The following is a 14,560-nucleotide window of genomic DNA, read 5'->3' as shown; positions in this document are numbered from 1 at the left end:
CCGGGCCATCCGTTTTATTCCGCGATGTGTACCGCGCTGCGGCGGCTAGGAAGCCGGGTGCGCACGCAGGTCCGTGATGAAGCCATTGAGTTCAGCTTCGCCGGCATCGGTAATCGCCCAGTAATTCATCCCCGCGGCACTCCAGTGGGCGAGGTGATAGCCCTGCTGCGCGTATAGGCGAGGCGTGGCGCCCGCGTCGTTGCCCGGCCACACATAAAGATTGATCGGGTGCAGCTTGTAGCGATAGACCATCACGGCCACCGCCCGCCCGTTCAGGTAATCCAGCCGGCCGCCGACCAGCGGATACCCCTGCTGCACAAGATCGACCACAGGCGGCGCGAAGTCCAGCTTGCCGTCAAACCACGGCTTGACCGTATGCCGGTCGGTTGAAATCACATCGGAGAGGTGATTGACCTGCAGCGAGCGAATATGGTTATCCACGAGTTCCTGGGTCAGGCGCGTCTGGCTCGACGGCACCGAGAGGTACAGCCCCACGCTCCAGGTCAACGCGACCACGCTCATCAGCATCGCGCCAGCCGGCGCCCAGGCCAGCGACCCACCGCCACGCCACTGACCAAATCGCTCACCCAGCCGCTGCCAGAGCGGGCGGCGCGCCGGCAGCGCAGCCTTGATGCGTTTCACCAGTGCCTGCGGCGCCGCCACGCGCAAATCCGCCTGGCGCAGTTGCGCACTCACCAGGCGGTGTTGTGCATAGACCTGTTGGCACTGCTCGCAGTCAGCAAGATGGCGCTCGAACTCGAGCGCATCGGACAGGCTCAACTCCTGGTCGAGATAGCCCGGCAGCAATTCAAACGCTTGCTTGTGATCCATCACGCCTCCTGATCCGTCGGGGCGAGCAGCGCCGCGAGTTGCTGGCGGCCTCGGCCCAGGCGAGACATCACCGTGCCGATCGGGATGCCCACGATGGCGGCGATTTCCTTGTACGACAAATCCTCCAGCTCCCGCAGCACGACAACCTCCCGGTATTCCAGCCGCAAGCCCCGCAGCGCCTTGTGCACCCGCTTCTGGTTCTGGCTGCGTATCAGCATCGCTTCAGGACTGTCGTCATGGTCGGCGACACTCGTCTCAAGGCTATCCATGTCTTCTTCGAACATCATGGTTTGGGCTGCATGCCCCCGGTTTTGCTGATGCCAGGTGTAGAAGGTGTTACGCACAATGCTCAACAGCCATGCACGGGCATCCTCGCCGTGGAATCCGCCAAAGAACCGGAACGCGCGCAGGTACGCCTCCTGCACCACGTCCTGGGCATCCTGGTCGTTGTGCGTGAGCCATCGCGCAACATTGAAGGCCGAGTTCATATGCGGCAATAAGAGCGTCTCGAAGCGCTGCGCGGTGTCTGGATCGGCCATTGTGAAGTTTCTGCTGTAACCGCAATCCGTGCCCGGCAGTGCGTTAACAGCAAGACCGCCGGCATGCCATTTTTATTCCCGGAACCGCCGCCTGAAATGGATCCTGTGTGGATTTCGCATGGCAAGTGCCGATCATGTGACCGGTGTGCCGCCTGCGCCCGTAATCAAGGGGTGGGCTTCGTCTGTGCGGTCTGGCTGTCACCGGCCTGTGCTGCCTGGTTTCCACCCATCAGCGCATTCCTTTGCGCTTGATGTTTGGCTTCCAGCCTTTGTTCCGCTGCTTGAATGTCGGCGGGATAGTCACCATTGTCGCCTTGGGAAGGGTTGTAGCCGACCGACTCCAATTCCTCGAGTTCATGTCGCACTTGCGCACGCGTGATTGGATGCGTGGCCGGTGCCGGCGGCATTTGCGCATAGACACTAACGGACGTTGCCATCAACGCCGCGCTCACGATGAGCGAGCCGCGCATGGGCAACACGAAAGGCCGGTTCAGTGAATTCGATTTCATGGCAGTACTCCTTGGTTGTGCGAGCGAGCCATGCCCGCGGTCGACACGACTGCGCAGCAATACGCTCTGCACGGGTAAACCGCGGGACCGGTCTGCTTATTCCCCAATTTCCTTCGCAGGAAAAACGCATCCGCGACATCAGCGACATCAGCGACATCAGCGGCATCAGCGGCAAGAGGACAAAGGAACATGAACCCGGGCGCAGGCATTTCCCTTGGCCGCTGGCCGCATCCATAGCCTGTGCGGGAATAAAACGGGTGGCTGCGCGGTTCTACAAATGCACGGCGAACCAGTTCTCGGGATGGATCGATACCCCCGGAAACCGGAAGCGCGTTACGTGCCCAGGCGTAGCCTTCACGGAGACGCGCTTTGGAAGCTATCTCTACTGTATTTGGAGCTCGTCATGAAAATCCTGATTTCGGCCGCTGTCGCGGCATTGACTTCCTTCGCTGCCCTGGCGCAGTCGTCCAGCACCCCCCCGACTTCTGACAGCAGCACCCATATCGTCGGGCCGCGCGATCCCTACACGGATGGCGCGAAAGCCGGCAAGTTCGACGTGTATTCCGACGGCGCAAGAATCACGGATCGGCGCGATCCGTTCACCGACGGCGCGCACAGCTAAGACGCTGCCAGATCCACGGGCGGCTTGAATGGAAAGGGCGGGGCCGCGGCCCGCCCGTATCGCGCCAGAGCCCGGAAATTGCCAAGGCCCTCAGGCGGCTGCACACTACCGATTGGCAGTGATGCCAACCCAGCGTGCGCTCGGCAGTGCAGGCGCCTGGTGGCAAGCGCTGGCGCATCGAGAGCCGTGGAGGGCAGAGCATGTCACGCGTTCCCTATCTTCAAAGGTGGCGGCCGGCGGGTGTGCGATCGGTCCGTCTGACTACCGGACTGGTGCTGTTTACCTATGTGGGCACGCACCTCCTGAACCACTCGCTGGGGAATATCTCGCTGGCCTGGCTGGAGCGTGGCCTGCTCGTGCAGAAGTTCATCTGGCAGGGATGGCTTGGAACGGCCCTCTTGTACAGCGCGCTGGTGGCGCATGTCTTCCTGGGTCTGTGGGCTCTGTACGAACGGCGCTCGTTGCACTGGACCCCGGGTGAGGTAGCGCAACTCGTCCTCGGCTTGTGCATACCGCCGCTGCTAGTCAACCATGTCGTGAATACACGGGTCGCCTTTGCCGAGTTCGGCCTCAACAAAGGTTACGCACAGTTGCTGTACGCGTTCTGGATCGATTCACCGTTTTTCGGCCGCGTGCAGCTGATGCTATTGGTGGTGGCCTGGCTGCATGGGTGTTACGGCATCTGGTTCTGGTTGCGCTTGAAACCATGGTTCGGGGCGTGGCGCAGCGTGCTGCTGAGCGTCGCCGTGCTGGTCCCGGTGCTCGCGCTGCTCGGCTTCTTGCAGGGCGGACGGGAAGTGATCGCGCTCGCGCAGGACCCCGTCTGGCGCGCCGCGGCGACCCGGACCACGATCATCGGAACGGGGCTGCAAAACCTCTGGCTCGCCGAGTTGCGCAACGACTTTTTGCTCTTCGATGGTGGTGCGCTGCTGCTGGTGCTCGCAGCGCGGCTGGTGCGCACGGTGCGGGAGCGCCGGGCCGGGCGGCTCTGCGTTCAGTATCCGGACGGGCGAAAGGTATTCGCGCCGCTCGGATTCTCGGTGCTGGAGGCTAGCCGCATGGCCGGGGTGCCCCATGCCAGCACCTGCGGTGGCCGTGCCCGATGCACGCTGTGCCGGGTGCGTGTGCTCAGTGCCGTGCCGCTGCCCGCGCCGGCGGAGGCGGAGCGGCGCGTTCTGGAGCGGCTGGGAGCGGATTCGCGGACAGTGCGCCTCGCGTGCCAGTTGCGGCCGACCCATGATCTGCGCGTGTGGCCACTGGTGCCGCCGGCCGCATCGGCAGCCTTCCTGCAGCGGCGCCAGCGGGACGTCATGCCGCAAGAGCGGTTCGCGGCATTCATGTTCGTGGATATGCGGGATTCCACAAAGCTTGCGGCGGCACAATTGCCGTACGACAGCCTGTTCATGGTCAGCCGCTTCCTCAGTGCGGTCTGCGCCGCGGTGGTTCAGGCGGGCGGTCTGCCAAACCAGTTCCTGGGAGATGCGGTGCTCGCGATCTTTGGCTTGCGCTGCGAGCCGGCCGAGGCCTGCCGCCAGGCGCTTGGCGCAGTGCCGCTGGTTGCAGCCAATATTGAGGAACTCAACGCTGCGCTCAAGCAGCAGTTGCACACGCCAATCCGCTTTGGCATCGGATTGCATTGCGGCCGGGCCGTCATGGGCGAGATTGGTTTCCGCGACCACGTTACGTTTACGGCAATTGGTGACCCGTTGAATGTGGCCTCGAGACTCGAGCAGTTGACAAAGGAGATGGCTTGCGAGGCGATCGTCTCGGAACAGGTCTTCCAGCAAGCCGGCGTTTCGGCCGCAGGCCTGCCGCAGCTTGCAGCACACCTGCGAGGCCGCGATGACCCGGTGCCCGTTTGCGTGCTGACCAAGGCGGCGCAGATGCCTCGGGCCTGACTACGCCCTGCGCGCCGCGCTCTAGTGTCCAGCAGGCCAAGGGCAAGCTGCGCGAAGTGTTCGGTCGGCCACCATCAGCGCTGGCGACGCGCCCCGGCTCGCTTGCGCGATCGCGCTTATGCGTCAATGCTTGTTCCCATACCACATTCACGGAGCCGCATCATGGACACACGAAGCGAACTGCAAGCCACCGTGGATGCCCTGGTTCAAGCAGGCAAAGGACTGCTGGCCGCCGACGAGAGCGGGGCGACGATCGCCAAGCGGTTCGAACGCATCGGCGTGGCATCGAGCGAGGAAAGTCGCCGGGCGTGGCGCAACCTGCTCCTGTCGACACCAGGTCTTGGTGAATGCATCAGCGGCGTGATCCTGTACGAGGAAACGCTGGGCCAGTGCGCCGACGATGGCACGCCGCTGCCAGCGCTCGCCGCGCGCCATGGCATTGTGCCCGGCATCAAGGTGGACAAGGGCAAGCTCGCGCTCGCCCACGCTCCCGGCGACGAGATCACCGAGGGCCTCGACGGGCTGGCCAAGCGGCTTGCCGCCTATCGCCAGCAAGGTGCACGCTTCGCCAAGTGGCGCGCGGTGTACAACGTGTCCGGCGAACTGCCCGGCCGGCTTGCCATCCAGGCCAATGCGCAGGCGCTGGCGCGCTATGCCGCGATCTGCCAGGAGATGGGCGTGGTGCCTATCGTCGAGCCTGAGGTGCTGATGGATGGCGCGCATTCCATGGCGCGTTGCGCCGAGGTCACCGAGGCGGTGCTGCATGACGTCTTTCACGCCTTGCACCGGCATGCGGTAGTGCTCGAACACATGCTGCTGAAACCCAGCATGGTGCTCCCCGGCAAGGACGCCGGGCACGCGGCGCCGGCCGAGGTTGCCATGCAGACCGTGCAGGTGCTCAAGCGCACGGTGCCCGCGGCGGTGCCGGGCATCTTCTTCCTGTCCGGCGGCCAAACGCCCACTGAGGCCACCGCCAATCTCGATGCCATGAACCGGCTCGCCCCGTTGCCCTGGCGGCTGTCGTTCTCCTACGGGCGCGCCTTGCAGGAGCCGCCCCTGCTGGCCTGGCGCGGCGAGGCCGCCAACGCGGCGCAAGCGCAACGGGCCCTGCTGCAGCGCTCACGGCTCAATGGCCTGGCCAGCCTGGGACAATATGAAGCGGCGCTGGAGACCGCTGCGGGGTGAGCATTCGGCAGGCGCGGCCAGGGCAGGGCGCTCAAGCTTTGCGGCAGCGCTCCAGCAGGAAGCGGCGTAGCGCTCGGACGCGCGGCGCCATGCCGGACAGGGGGCAATCCAATGCGTGTTTCAACATCGCGGCGGCCCCTCATGTGGCTCTGCGGCCTTGCCTTGGCGGGGTCAATGACCTGGGGGCAGGTTGTCCAGGCTGTTCAGCGCATACAGCGCATACAGCGCGATGGCCGGCACGTGCAACGCCACCGCCGCCTGCGCTCACGGCGAGACGGGTTCCTCCATCTGATAAGCCCGGTGAAGCAGTGCCAGGAAGCCCGGCGCCGCAGGCATGGGCGCGGAACCGATCCGGTTCACCGCCACCCCCGGCGTCCAGGAGTTCATCACCGCTGCCCCGGCCAGGCCAGGCAGGTCCGCAAGCGTCACCGGCTGGACGCGCTGATGCACACGGAGGCGATCCAGTTGCCGGCGGACGATACCCATGGTCGTGCCTGCCAGCATCTCGGCCTCGGGCCACACCACCGTTTCCGCGTCTGCGTCCCAAAAGAGCAGGTTCCAGATGGTCCCCTCGCTAAGCCGCCCCCGAGCATCGACGAAAGCGGCGTCGTCGAAGCCTTTGCCCACGGACTGGCGGAGGAAATACGTCTTGGCCACTTCGCCAACGTGCTTCAGGGCGGGGAGCACCCGCTCGTGAGGGACAGCGGCCAACCCCAACGGCCCCTGTGGGCCGGACGCGGGCGGCCCGGTACGCACCAGCACTTCAGGCTCGACATCCGCACCGGCCACGGTGAACTCACCCGCCGGCGAGTACACGGTGGCCACCAGCGAGACGTCCGCCGGCGCGCATGCCAGCGCCGCGCGCAGATAGGCACGCACCTGATCGTCGGGCAAGGCGCGGCCGAACAACGCCATCGAGGCAACCCTGAGCCGCTCGAGATGGAGGTCCAGCCCACGGGCCCGGCCCCCGCGCACCTGCATCGCGGTGAAATGCGCATAGCCCGCAAAGGCAAGGGGTGCCAACCCGGCGAGCGTTGCCGGCAGGCCGTTGCGGTGAACGATAAAGGAAGACTGGCTGGCTGACATGGGTCGCTGTGACTCCGGTAGTGGCATGCAATGGGCTTGGCGAAAGCCGCGTCCCGCCTGCATGTGCAGGGTTGGCCGCAACTATCTGCTATTGACCGCGCTTTGAGAAACGAGTATTTCTTGCCGGATCATTAAAAATGGCTTGAAGATCGATGAAGCGAATGCTGCCGGGCACACGCGCACTGAGGACCTTCGAGGCAGCCGGGCGGCACTTGAACTTCACGCGCGCGGCGCAGGAGGTGGGGTTGACGCCAGCGGCCGTCAGCTACCAGATCAAGGAGATCGAGGACCAGCTGGGCATCACGCTGTTCGCGCGCACCAGCCGCAGCATCCAGCTCACGCCAGCCGGCGCCGTCCTGTTCGAGGCGGCCGCCGACGCGCTCGACACCTTGCAGCGGGCCACCAGCCGGGCCCGGAGAATGGCGCGGGGCCCGGCGCATCTGCGCATCTCGCTAGGTGCGATGTTCGCCACCAACTGGCTGCTGCCACGGCTTGCGCGGTTCAGGGCCGCCAACCCGACGCTCGAACTCACATTCGATATTTCCGATCAGGTACGGGACTTCGACGCGGACGACGTGGATATCGCGATCCGCTTTGGCGCGGGGCACTACGAAGACACGTGCTCGGACCGGTTGTTCGACACGGTTGTCGTCCCGATCTGCAGCCCGAAACTGCGCGAAGCCGGTGCCCGGCTGCAAACACCGCGGGACTTGCTTGGCCACACGCTGTGCTATGTCGACTGCCCGGTGGACGGCATGGCCTGGCCCGACTGGCGCATGTGGATGGCCGCCGCCGGCATTGACGATTTCGACGACAGCCGATGCGTCGCCTTTGCCGATTCGAGCCATGTCGTGCAGGCCGTGATCGACGGCGCTGCCATTGGCCTCGTGGAACTGCCCATGATTGCCAATGACCTGGCCCAGGGCCGCCTGGTGCGGCTATTCGAGATTGGCGTGAGCATCGCGCCGGCGTATGCCTATCATCTCGTCTATCCGGCGCGCAGCAGCCAGGATCCTCGCATCCTTGCGTTCAGCCAATGGATGCGCCATGAGACGGCGCACACGGCGCACCCTGTTAAAGGATAGGATTTTGCCGCCCAGCCTCGCTGAAAGAGACGGTGGGAGCACACCGATCAGCGGCGGTCAATCGGCTATGATGCTGACGCCGGCGATGCCGGCAGCGACTGGTCATGGCGGGGAGATTCGGGTTTGCCCCGGTAAAGTATTTGCACTCGTTGTCGATATACAGTGTAGGCACTGCCCCCCTCAATTCGCCCGATCTGCTGTCATGGCCAAACCTACGCATTCCAGCCGTCGTAAGCGTTGCCCGATGCGGGTTGGCTGCGCATTCACGCGTAGCTATCGCGGCCCGGACGCCACCATGCCGCGCCATCGGTTCTTTCGCGATGCAAGCGCCAACGGTTCGCTTCCCGGCACGGCAAAAGTGCCTGCCGAAGCGCGGCTAATCCATCCCGAATCCGCAAAGTGAATCACCAGGCGCGACGCATTGGGTTTGCCTCCCTGCTAACGGGCCTGGTCAGCCTTCTTTTATTGTTCTTGTCCGGTTGCCAGCAGCAAGACAACGCTTCGCCAGGCGCCGCCGTGCCCGCCAGGACTTCCATCACCGCGTTGATATGGGCGCCAGACTGGCCAGAGGAGATGCTCCAGATTGCTGCCGAATTCAGCAAGCTCAATCCAGATGTCCGCGTGGATGTGCAGTTCATGATCGGCAATTCGGTCGAGGAGAACATCAAGCCCCGGATCGCCTCTGGCAACTTGCCGGATCTGGTGAGTGTCAACCCGAACGCCTATGCGGCTGAATTGGCCGATCAGGGCATCCTGGCAGACGTGAGCACCACATCGGCATGGAACAACATGCTCAGCCCGCTCAAGGGGGACTGGACCAGTCGCCAATCCAGGCGATTTGGCATATCCGGCGGCGTGGCGACAACGCTGATCTACTACAACAAGGCACTGTTCGCGAGGGCTGGGATCAAGGAACTGCCAACCAATTTCCACGAGTTCCTGATGGTTTGCGAGCAGCTCAAGCTTGCGGGCTTCACACCCATCATGTGGAGCGGCGGCTTCCCGAACATGCTCGGCAACGGCCCCTTCAGCTTTGGCTTTGCCAACAACGTGGTGGCGCGCGAGCCAGCCTGGAAGCAGAAGATCGGCGATGGCACGCTGGACCTGAACACGCCCGAGGTAGCCGATATCTTCGCCAGTATTGCGCTGATGCCGCAACGCGGCTACGTGCAAGACGCCTTCATGGCGACGGATTACGATGAGGGCATACGGCTGTTCAAGGATGGCAAGGTCGCGATGGCTTTTCACGGCAGTTGGGCGGCTGGCCATTTGCTGCACGGCAATCCGTTCGAGGTTGGCGTGTTCATTCCGCCCTGGAACGCGCCCGGCAAGCGTGTGGTGCCTGTGATCGGCAGCGAAACCGGGTTTGCGGTGTGCGACACGCCCCACAAGGCCGCAGCCATGCGTTTTCTCGAATTCATTGCCGGCAAGGGGTTCTCCATTCTCCAGAGAAAACGCCAGAACATCCCCCCATTCAAGCAAGGCGCGGGAACGCTTGCGAGCGATCAGAGAATGATCGACTACACAAACATGGTCAGCCGCTATCCGGTGACCGCCAGCCCCTACTATTCGGTTCTGCCCTCCAACTCGATCGAGCAGCTTCATCGATTGATGCAGGACGTGCTGACCGGGACGATTACGCCCGCACAGGCAGCCAGACGCCTCGACGCGTCGGTCAAGAATGAAGCAAAGATGCACTACAAATGAGCTCAATCACAGGTTCGCTGCGAAGCGCCTTCGCCTATCTCTCGCTGGACCTGCTGCGCCGTGTCGAAATCCGCTACCGGCTGATGACCGCGTTCAGCCTGCTGTCGCTGATACCGATACTGATTTCGGGCTACATCTCGTATGTGGAATCCACCGCCGCGATCAAGGAGAAGGCGCAGATCTTCTCCAAGGAGATGGTCAAGCAGGTCTCCAAGAACATCTCGCTGCGCATGGAGCAGGTCGAGACGGAAAGCAGCCTTCTTGTCCTGTCCGATCGCGTTCAAAATGCGCTGACAAACGTGGTCAACGGCAGCGCAAAGGAGCAGAACGAGGCGCGCCAGGATATGACCCGGCTGCTGCTGCAGCACTACGGATCGGCTGACTTCATCAACCAGAAGTATCTGCTCGACAAGAACAACCGGATCATGGACACCCAGGTGTTCGCGCAGCTGACGCGGGGTGTCATGCGCCTGGTCAAGCAGGCTCCCGAGCGCAACGGCCGGGCTTACTGGGGCAGTTACGACAACGGCGCCGGACAGCAAAACCTGGGGATGGTGCGCGCCATCATTGGCAAGAGCAACAATCGGCAGATCGGCAACCTGGTCCTGGTCATTCGCCCCGACTATTTCTCGACCATGTTCAATGACGTCGCCTTGGGGAGCGGAACGCAGATCTATGTGCTCGATGCCAGCAGCAACAAGCTGGTTGTCCGCACCGACGGCATATCCACGAACACCGACGGGACGGCCGAGCCTGACCTGATCAGAAAAATCGCGAACAACACGCTAAACGGGGAGCCCAGTGGGTTCGTCGACTTCGAGGGCCAGCGCGAGGGGCGCTACCTGGCCGCGTACACGGGAATTCCCGGCACGACATGGATCGTGGTCAGCACCATCCCTGAGAAGAAGCTGATGGCGGAGGCACAGTCCGTGCGCAATCAGATCGTACTGGTTGGCATCTCGGGTTTCCTGCTCTCGATCTTCCTGGCCTATTTCATCTCCCACAGCATTTCGGCACCACTCAAAGAGCTGGTGCGAAAGATGCACGACACCGGCAACGATGCGGGCGCCGAGGCACAGGCGCTGGCGCGCACCGATGCCGGTGGCAAGGACGAACTGGACTGGCTCGCGCAGTGTTTTGAAAGAATGAGTGGGGCCATCAAGCAAAAGATCCAGAAGATCAACGAAATCAACGCCTCCCTGGAGCAGACCGTCGACGAGCGCACCGCGGAACTCGTCACCAGGGAGCAGGAGTCGCGAACGTTGATCGAGAACTCTCCGGACACCATTACCCGCTACGACCGAGACCTGCGCCGCACCTACGCCAATCCCGCCTTCTGCAACTCGGCAGGGTGCAGCCTTGCCGAATCGCTCGGCAAGCGGCCCTCGGAAATCCCCGGCGGCGCCAATGCGCTGATCTACGAGGAGAAGATCGCCGAAACCATTGCAAGCGGGAAAAGCGGGCAAATGGAGCTGAGATGGCTTAGCAGGGATGGGCAGGAACATTGCACCCATATCCGCCTGACGCCGGAGATTGACCGCTCGGGCAAGGTGAACTCGGTGCTGGCCGTGGGCCGCGATCTATCGGACCGGATGGCGTTCGAGGCGACCATCTGGAAGCAGGCCAATTTCGATGCGCTAACCCATCTTCCGAATCGCCAGATGTTTCACAGCCGACTCGAGCACGAAGCCGGCATCGCGCATCGCTCCCGGCAGCATATGGCCTTGATGCTGATCGACCTGGATCGTTTCAAGGAGGTCAATGACTCCTTGGGACACGACACAGGCGACATCCTGCTGATCGAGGCGGCCAGGCGCATCATTTCGTGCGTGCGCGAATCGGACATCGTCGCGCGCCTGGGCGGTGACGAGTTCACCGTCATTCTGCCCAACACGGGCGATACCAAAAGCATTGAACGCATCGCCAAGGCCATCATCCACAAGCTGGCCGAGCCCTTCGCGCTCGGCGCGGACGAGGCTTTTATTTCCGCCAGCGTCGGCGTCACGCTTTACCCCGACGACACCAGCGAACTGGACGTCCTTTTCAAGAATGCCGACCAGGCCATGTATGCGGCCAAGAACGCCGGGCGCAACCGCTTTTGCTACTTCACGCCCGACTTGCGCGTAGCGGCAGAAAAACGCCTGCGCCTCACAAGCGATCTGCGTGCCGCCCTGCCTGGCGGACAGTTCAAGGTCTACTACCAACCCATCGTTGACCTGGCCACCGGGGAAATCCGCAAGGCCGAGGCACTGATCCGCTGGTTGCACCCCGAGCGCGGCACGATCAGTCCCCTGGACTTCATTCCCCTGGCCGAAGACACGGGGCTCATCGTGCCAATCGGGGATTGGGTGTTCAAGCAGGCCGTGCATCAGGCCCGTCAATGGCGCGGCCGCTTCCATCCGTTTTTCCAGATCAGCGTCAACATGTCGCCGATGCAGATTCGGCAAGACAGCCAGGTTTGCGCGCAATGGTCCGACTATCTCATGCGCGAAGGGATGCCGGGGCAGAGCATGGTGGTTGAAATCACCGAGGGCCTGCTGCTGGACGCTGAACTGAACAAGAAGCTGCTGACCTTCCGCGATGCGGGAATCGGCGTCTCGATCGACGACTTCGGCACCGGCTACTCGTCCCTGGCCTATCTCAAGCGCTTTGACATCGATTACCTCAAGATCGACCGTTCATTCGTGCAGAACCTCGGCTCTGACGGCGACAATCAGGCGCTTTGCGAAGCCATGGTCATGCTGGCTCACAAACTGGGTTTGAAGGTCATTGCCGAGGGCGTGGAGACGACGGAGCAACGCGATTTTCTCGTCGCCGTGGGTTGTGATTTTGCCCAGGGCTATTTGTATTCCCAGCCGGTTCCGCCTGATCAGTTCGAGGGCTTGGTATGGCCGGATATCGGGAAAAGGCCGGGTAGCCAGGCCGGCGCGATGATCTGCTCCGCATAGGCCCGGCAGTCTTCATCGCCATGCCCATCCCGGCATGGCGGCATGGCGGCATTGCGGCAGCCCGGCAGCCCCTCAGTCCACGCCGTTGCCATGCGCCTTGTGCTGCGACGCCATCACCTGCTGCTGGGCGGGCGGCACGGCTTCGTAGTGACTGAGCTGGATCGTGTAGTTGCCGTGGCCGCCTGTGATGCTGTTCAGGCGCGATTGATAGTCGTTCAACTCCGACGGCGGCACCTGTCCGGCGACGAGCACGCTGTTGCCCGCCGCGGTGCGCGTGCCACGCACCTGGCCGCGCTTGGCGGAGAGGTCGCTGATGATGTCGCCCATTGACGCCTCGGGCATTGTCACCTCGATATCCACGATCGGCTCCAGCACGCTCGGCCGCGCCTTGAGCACTGCCTCGATAAAGGCCTTGCGCCCTGCCGCCGCGAACGCCACCTCCTTCGAATCCACCGAATGGCTCTTGCCGTCGAACACGGTGACGCGCACGTCCTGCATCGGAAAGCCCGCCAGCGGCCCGCTCTCCAGTACCTGGCGGATGCCTTTTTCCACGGCGGGGATGAACTGGCCCGGAATCGCGCCGCCCTTGACCGCATCGACAAACTCGAAGCCCGTGCCGCGCGGCAGCGGCTCCACGCGCAGCTGCACCTCGCCGAACTGGCCAGCACCGCCCGTCTGCTTCTTGTGGCGATGATGCCCCTCGGCCTTGCCGCCGATGGTTTCGCGATAAGCGATCTTCGGCGGCCGCGTCACCACCTCCAGCTTGTACTGGCCGGTCAGGCGCTCCAGCGCGCAGCGCAGTTGCAGCTCGCCCAGGCCAAGCATCACCGTCTCATTGGTGCCCGCCGGATGCTCGATGCGCAGGCAGGGGTCTTCCGCGCCAAGCTTCTGCAGAACCTCCGACAAGCGCTGCTCGTTGCCGCGGCGCGCCGGCTCGATCGCCAGGCCGTAGATCGGGGTGGGGAAGTCAAGCGGGGCCAGGTGGATGTTGCCGTCCTCGCTGGCGTCGTGCAGCACGGCATCGAAGGCGATCTCGTCGATCTTGGCCACGGCGCAGATATCGCCCGGCCCGGCCTGCGGCACTTCAACGCGCTCCTTGCCCTGCAGCATCAGCAGATGCGCCACCTTGAACGGCTGGCGCGCATCGCCGATAAACAACAGGCTGTCGCGCGTGACCGTGCCCTGGTGGATGCGGAATACGGCCATCTTGCCCAGATACGGGTCCATCGTGATCTTGAAGACATGCGCCAGCACATGCTTGTCGGGCACCGGCTCCGCGCGAATCGCTACCTGGCGCCCGCCCGCATCACGGTAAAACAACGGCGGATTGCCCTCGGCCGGGTTCGGCAGCAAGTGCACAAACACATCGAGCAACTCCGCGACACCAGCCCCGCTGGCCGCCGAGGTAAAGCAGATCGGCACCAGGTGGCCCTCGCGCAGCGCCCGCTCGAACGGCGCATGCAACTGCTCCGGCGCGATCTGCTCGCCCTGCTCCAGATACAGCTCCATCAGCTGCGGATCGATCTCCACCACCTGATCGACCAGCGCCTCGTGCGCCGACGCCACCGACAGGAAATCCGCCTCGCCCGCCGGGTTGAAGAAGCAATCCACCACCTCGCCCCCGCGCCCCGCCGGCAGGTTGATCGGCAAGCACTCCTTGCCGAACGCCTCCTGGATATCGGCCAGCAGCTTGGGCAGGTCCACCTTCTCCTTGTCGATGCCGTTGACCACGATCATCCGGCACAGCTTGCGCGCCTGCGCCCAGGCCATCATGCGCCGGGTCGTCATCTCGATGCCGGTCTGCGCGTTGATGACGATGGCAGCCGTCTCCACCGCCGCCAGGGCGCTCATCGACAAGCCGGAGAAATCGGGATAGCCGGGCGTGTCCAGCAGGTAGATGCGGGCGTCGCGATAGTGCAGGTGGGCCACCGCGGTGGTGAGCGAGTGGTGGTACTTGCGCTCCAGCGGATCAAAGTCGCAGACCGTGGTGCCGCGCTCCACGCTGCCGGGAATGTGCAGCGCACCTCCCTTGTGTAGCAGCGCCTCCACCAGGGAGGTCTTGCCGCACCCCGCGTGCCCCAGCAGGGCGACGGTACGAATTGCATCGGGACTATAAAGCATGGTCGCCCTCGTCCGGCAATGTCAGTTAG

11 protein-coding genes are annotated in these 14,560 nt (G+C 63.6%); 6 read left to right on the top strand and 5 right to left on the bottom strand.

The annotated features are described in order from the left end of the window. Positions 1-45: 45 nt before the first annotated feature. The 3 genes from AC1RWI_RS10255 to AC1RWI_RS10245 form a co-directional block, all read right to left on the bottom strand. Positions 46-831 carry an anti-sigma factor family protein gene (locus tag AC1RWI_RS10255; protein ID WP_492866130.1) on the bottom strand — a complete coding sequence of 262 codons (786 nt, stop codon included), beginning with the start codon at positions 829-831 and terminating at the stop codon, positions 46-48. Further along, positions 831-1,370 carry a sigma-70 family RNA polymerase sigma factor gene (locus tag AC1RWI_RS10250; protein ID WP_043349047.1) on the bottom strand — a complete coding sequence of 180 codons (540 nt, stop codon included), beginning with the start codon at positions 1,368-1,370 and terminating at the stop codon, positions 831-833. The genes AC1RWI_RS10255 and AC1RWI_RS10250 overlap by 1 nt, the downstream gene beginning before the upstream one ends. A gap of 164 nt (positions 1,371-1,534) precedes the next feature. Beyond that, positions 1,535-1,879, bottom strand: a complete 345-nt coding sequence (locus tag AC1RWI_RS10245) for a DUF4148 domain-containing protein (RefSeq protein ID WP_052494668.1) — start codon at positions 1,877-1,879, stop codon at positions 1,535-1,537. A gap of 403 nt (positions 1,880-2,282) precedes the next feature. Between AC1RWI_RS10245 and AC1RWI_RS10240 the strand changes: the two genes are divergently transcribed. The 3 genes from AC1RWI_RS10240 (at position 2,283) to AC1RWI_RS10230 (ending at position 5,584) form a co-directional block, all read left to right on the top strand. Continuing rightward, a complete protein-coding gene (locus AC1RWI_RS10240; RefSeq protein WP_492866128.1) occupies positions 2,283-2,501 on the top strand; it encodes a hypothetical protein in 219 nt (72 codons plus the stop codon). A 200-nt stretch (positions 2,502-2,701) separates the two neighbouring features. After that, entirely contained in the window at positions 2,702-4,399 is a 1,698-nt protein-coding gene (locus tag AC1RWI_RS10235; protein WP_492866126.1) for an adenylate/guanylate cyclase domain-containing protein, read from the top strand. A 162-nt stretch (positions 4,400-4,561) separates the two neighbouring features. Then, positions 4,562-5,584 carry a class I fructose-bisphosphate aldolase gene (locus AC1RWI_RS10230; protein WP_492866124.1) on the top strand — a complete coding sequence of 341 codons (1,023 nt, stop codon included), beginning with the start codon at positions 4,562-4,564 and terminating at the stop codon, positions 5,582-5,584. Between the two features lie 264 nt (positions 5,585-5,848). Here the strand turns inward: AC1RWI_RS10230 and AC1RWI_RS10225 are convergent, their stop codons facing one another. After that, a complete protein-coding gene (locus AC1RWI_RS10225) occupies positions 5,849-6,670 on the bottom strand; it encodes an aminotransferase class IV family protein (RefSeq protein ID WP_492866122.1) in 822 nt (273 codons plus the stop codon). Positions 6,671-6,822: 152 nt separating this feature from the next. On the opposite strand from AC1RWI_RS10225, the gene gcvA reads away from it, so the two are divergent. The 3 genes from gcvA (at position 6,823) to AC1RWI_RS10210 (ending at position 12,410) form a co-directional block, all read left to right on the top strand. Further along, positions 6,823-7,755 carry a transcriptional regulator GcvA gene (gene gcvA / locus AC1RWI_RS10220; RefSeq protein ID WP_492866120.1) on the top strand — a complete coding sequence of 311 codons (933 nt, stop codon included), beginning with the start codon at positions 6,823-6,825 and terminating at the stop codon, positions 7,753-7,755. Positions 7,756-8,226: 471 nt separating this feature from the next. After that, the gene (locus AC1RWI_RS10215) at positions 8,227-9,462 is read left to right on the top strand and encodes an ABC transporter substrate-binding protein (RefSeq protein ID WP_043352254.1); all 1,236 of its coding nucleotides are present in this window, start codon (positions 8,227-8,229) and stop codon (positions 9,460-9,462) included. Beyond that, positions 9,459-12,410, top strand: a complete 2,952-nt coding sequence (locus tag AC1RWI_RS10210; RefSeq protein WP_492866118.1) for a bifunctional diguanylate cyclase/phosphodiesterase — start codon at positions 9,459-9,461, stop codon at positions 12,408-12,410. The genes AC1RWI_RS10215 and AC1RWI_RS10210 overlap by 4 nt, the downstream gene beginning before the upstream one ends. A gap of 72 nt (positions 12,411-12,482) precedes the next feature. Here AC1RWI_RS10210 and fusA read toward each other — a convergent pair whose 3' ends face one another. Beyond that, on the bottom strand, positions 12,483-14,531 hold the full coding sequence (fusA, locus tag AC1RWI_RS10205; protein ID WP_492866116.1) for an elongation factor G: 2,049 nt from the start codon (positions 14,529-14,531) through the stop codon (positions 12,483-12,485). Between the last annotated feature and the right edge of the window lie 29 nt (positions 14,532-14,560).

The organism is Cupriavidus sp. MPR-AND1C, from assembly GCF_058809705.1.
The sequence above is the reverse complement of the archived record's forward strand: the minus strand, read 5'-3'. Positions and strand labels throughout refer to the sequence as shown.

Coding starts and splice junctions, on each gene's coding strand:
- AC1RWI_RS10255 (WP_492866130.1), bottom strand. CDS start 831: ATGGATCACAAGCAAGCGTTTGAATTGCTGCCGGGCTATCTCGACCAG.
- AC1RWI_RS10225 (WP_492866122.1), bottom strand. CDS start 6,670: ATGTCAGCCAGCCAGTCTTCCTTTATCGTTCACCGCAACGGCCTGCCG.
- AC1RWI_RS10210 (WP_492866118.1), top strand. CDS start 9,459: ATGAGCTCAATCACAGGTTCGCTGCGAAGCGCCTTCGCCTATCTCTCG.
- AC1RWI_RS10230 (WP_492866124.1), top strand. CDS start 4,562: ATGGACACACGAAGCGAACTGCAAGCCACCGTGGATGCCCTGGTTCAA.
- AC1RWI_RS10250 (WP_043349047.1), bottom strand. CDS start 1,370: ATGGCCGATCCAGACACCGCGCAGCGCTTCGAGACGCTCTTATTGCCG.
- AC1RWI_RS10235 (WP_492866126.1), top strand. CDS start 2,702: ATGTCACGCGTTCCCTATCTTCAAAGGTGGCGGCCGGCGGGTGTGCGA.
- gcvA (WP_492866120.1), top strand. CDS start 6,823: ATGAAGCGAATGCTGCCGGGCACACGCGCACTGAGGACCTTCGAGGCA.
- AC1RWI_RS10240 (WP_492866128.1), top strand. CDS start 2,283: ATGAAAATCCTGATTTCGGCCGCTGTCGCGGCATTGACTTCCTTCGCT.
- fusA (WP_492866116.1), bottom strand. CDS start 14,531: ATGCTTTATAGTCCCGATGCAATTCGTACCGTCGCCCTGCTGGGGCAC.
- AC1RWI_RS10245 (WP_052494668.1), bottom strand. CDS start 1,879: ATGAAATCGAATTCACTGAACCGGCCTTTCGTGTTGCCCATGCGCGGC.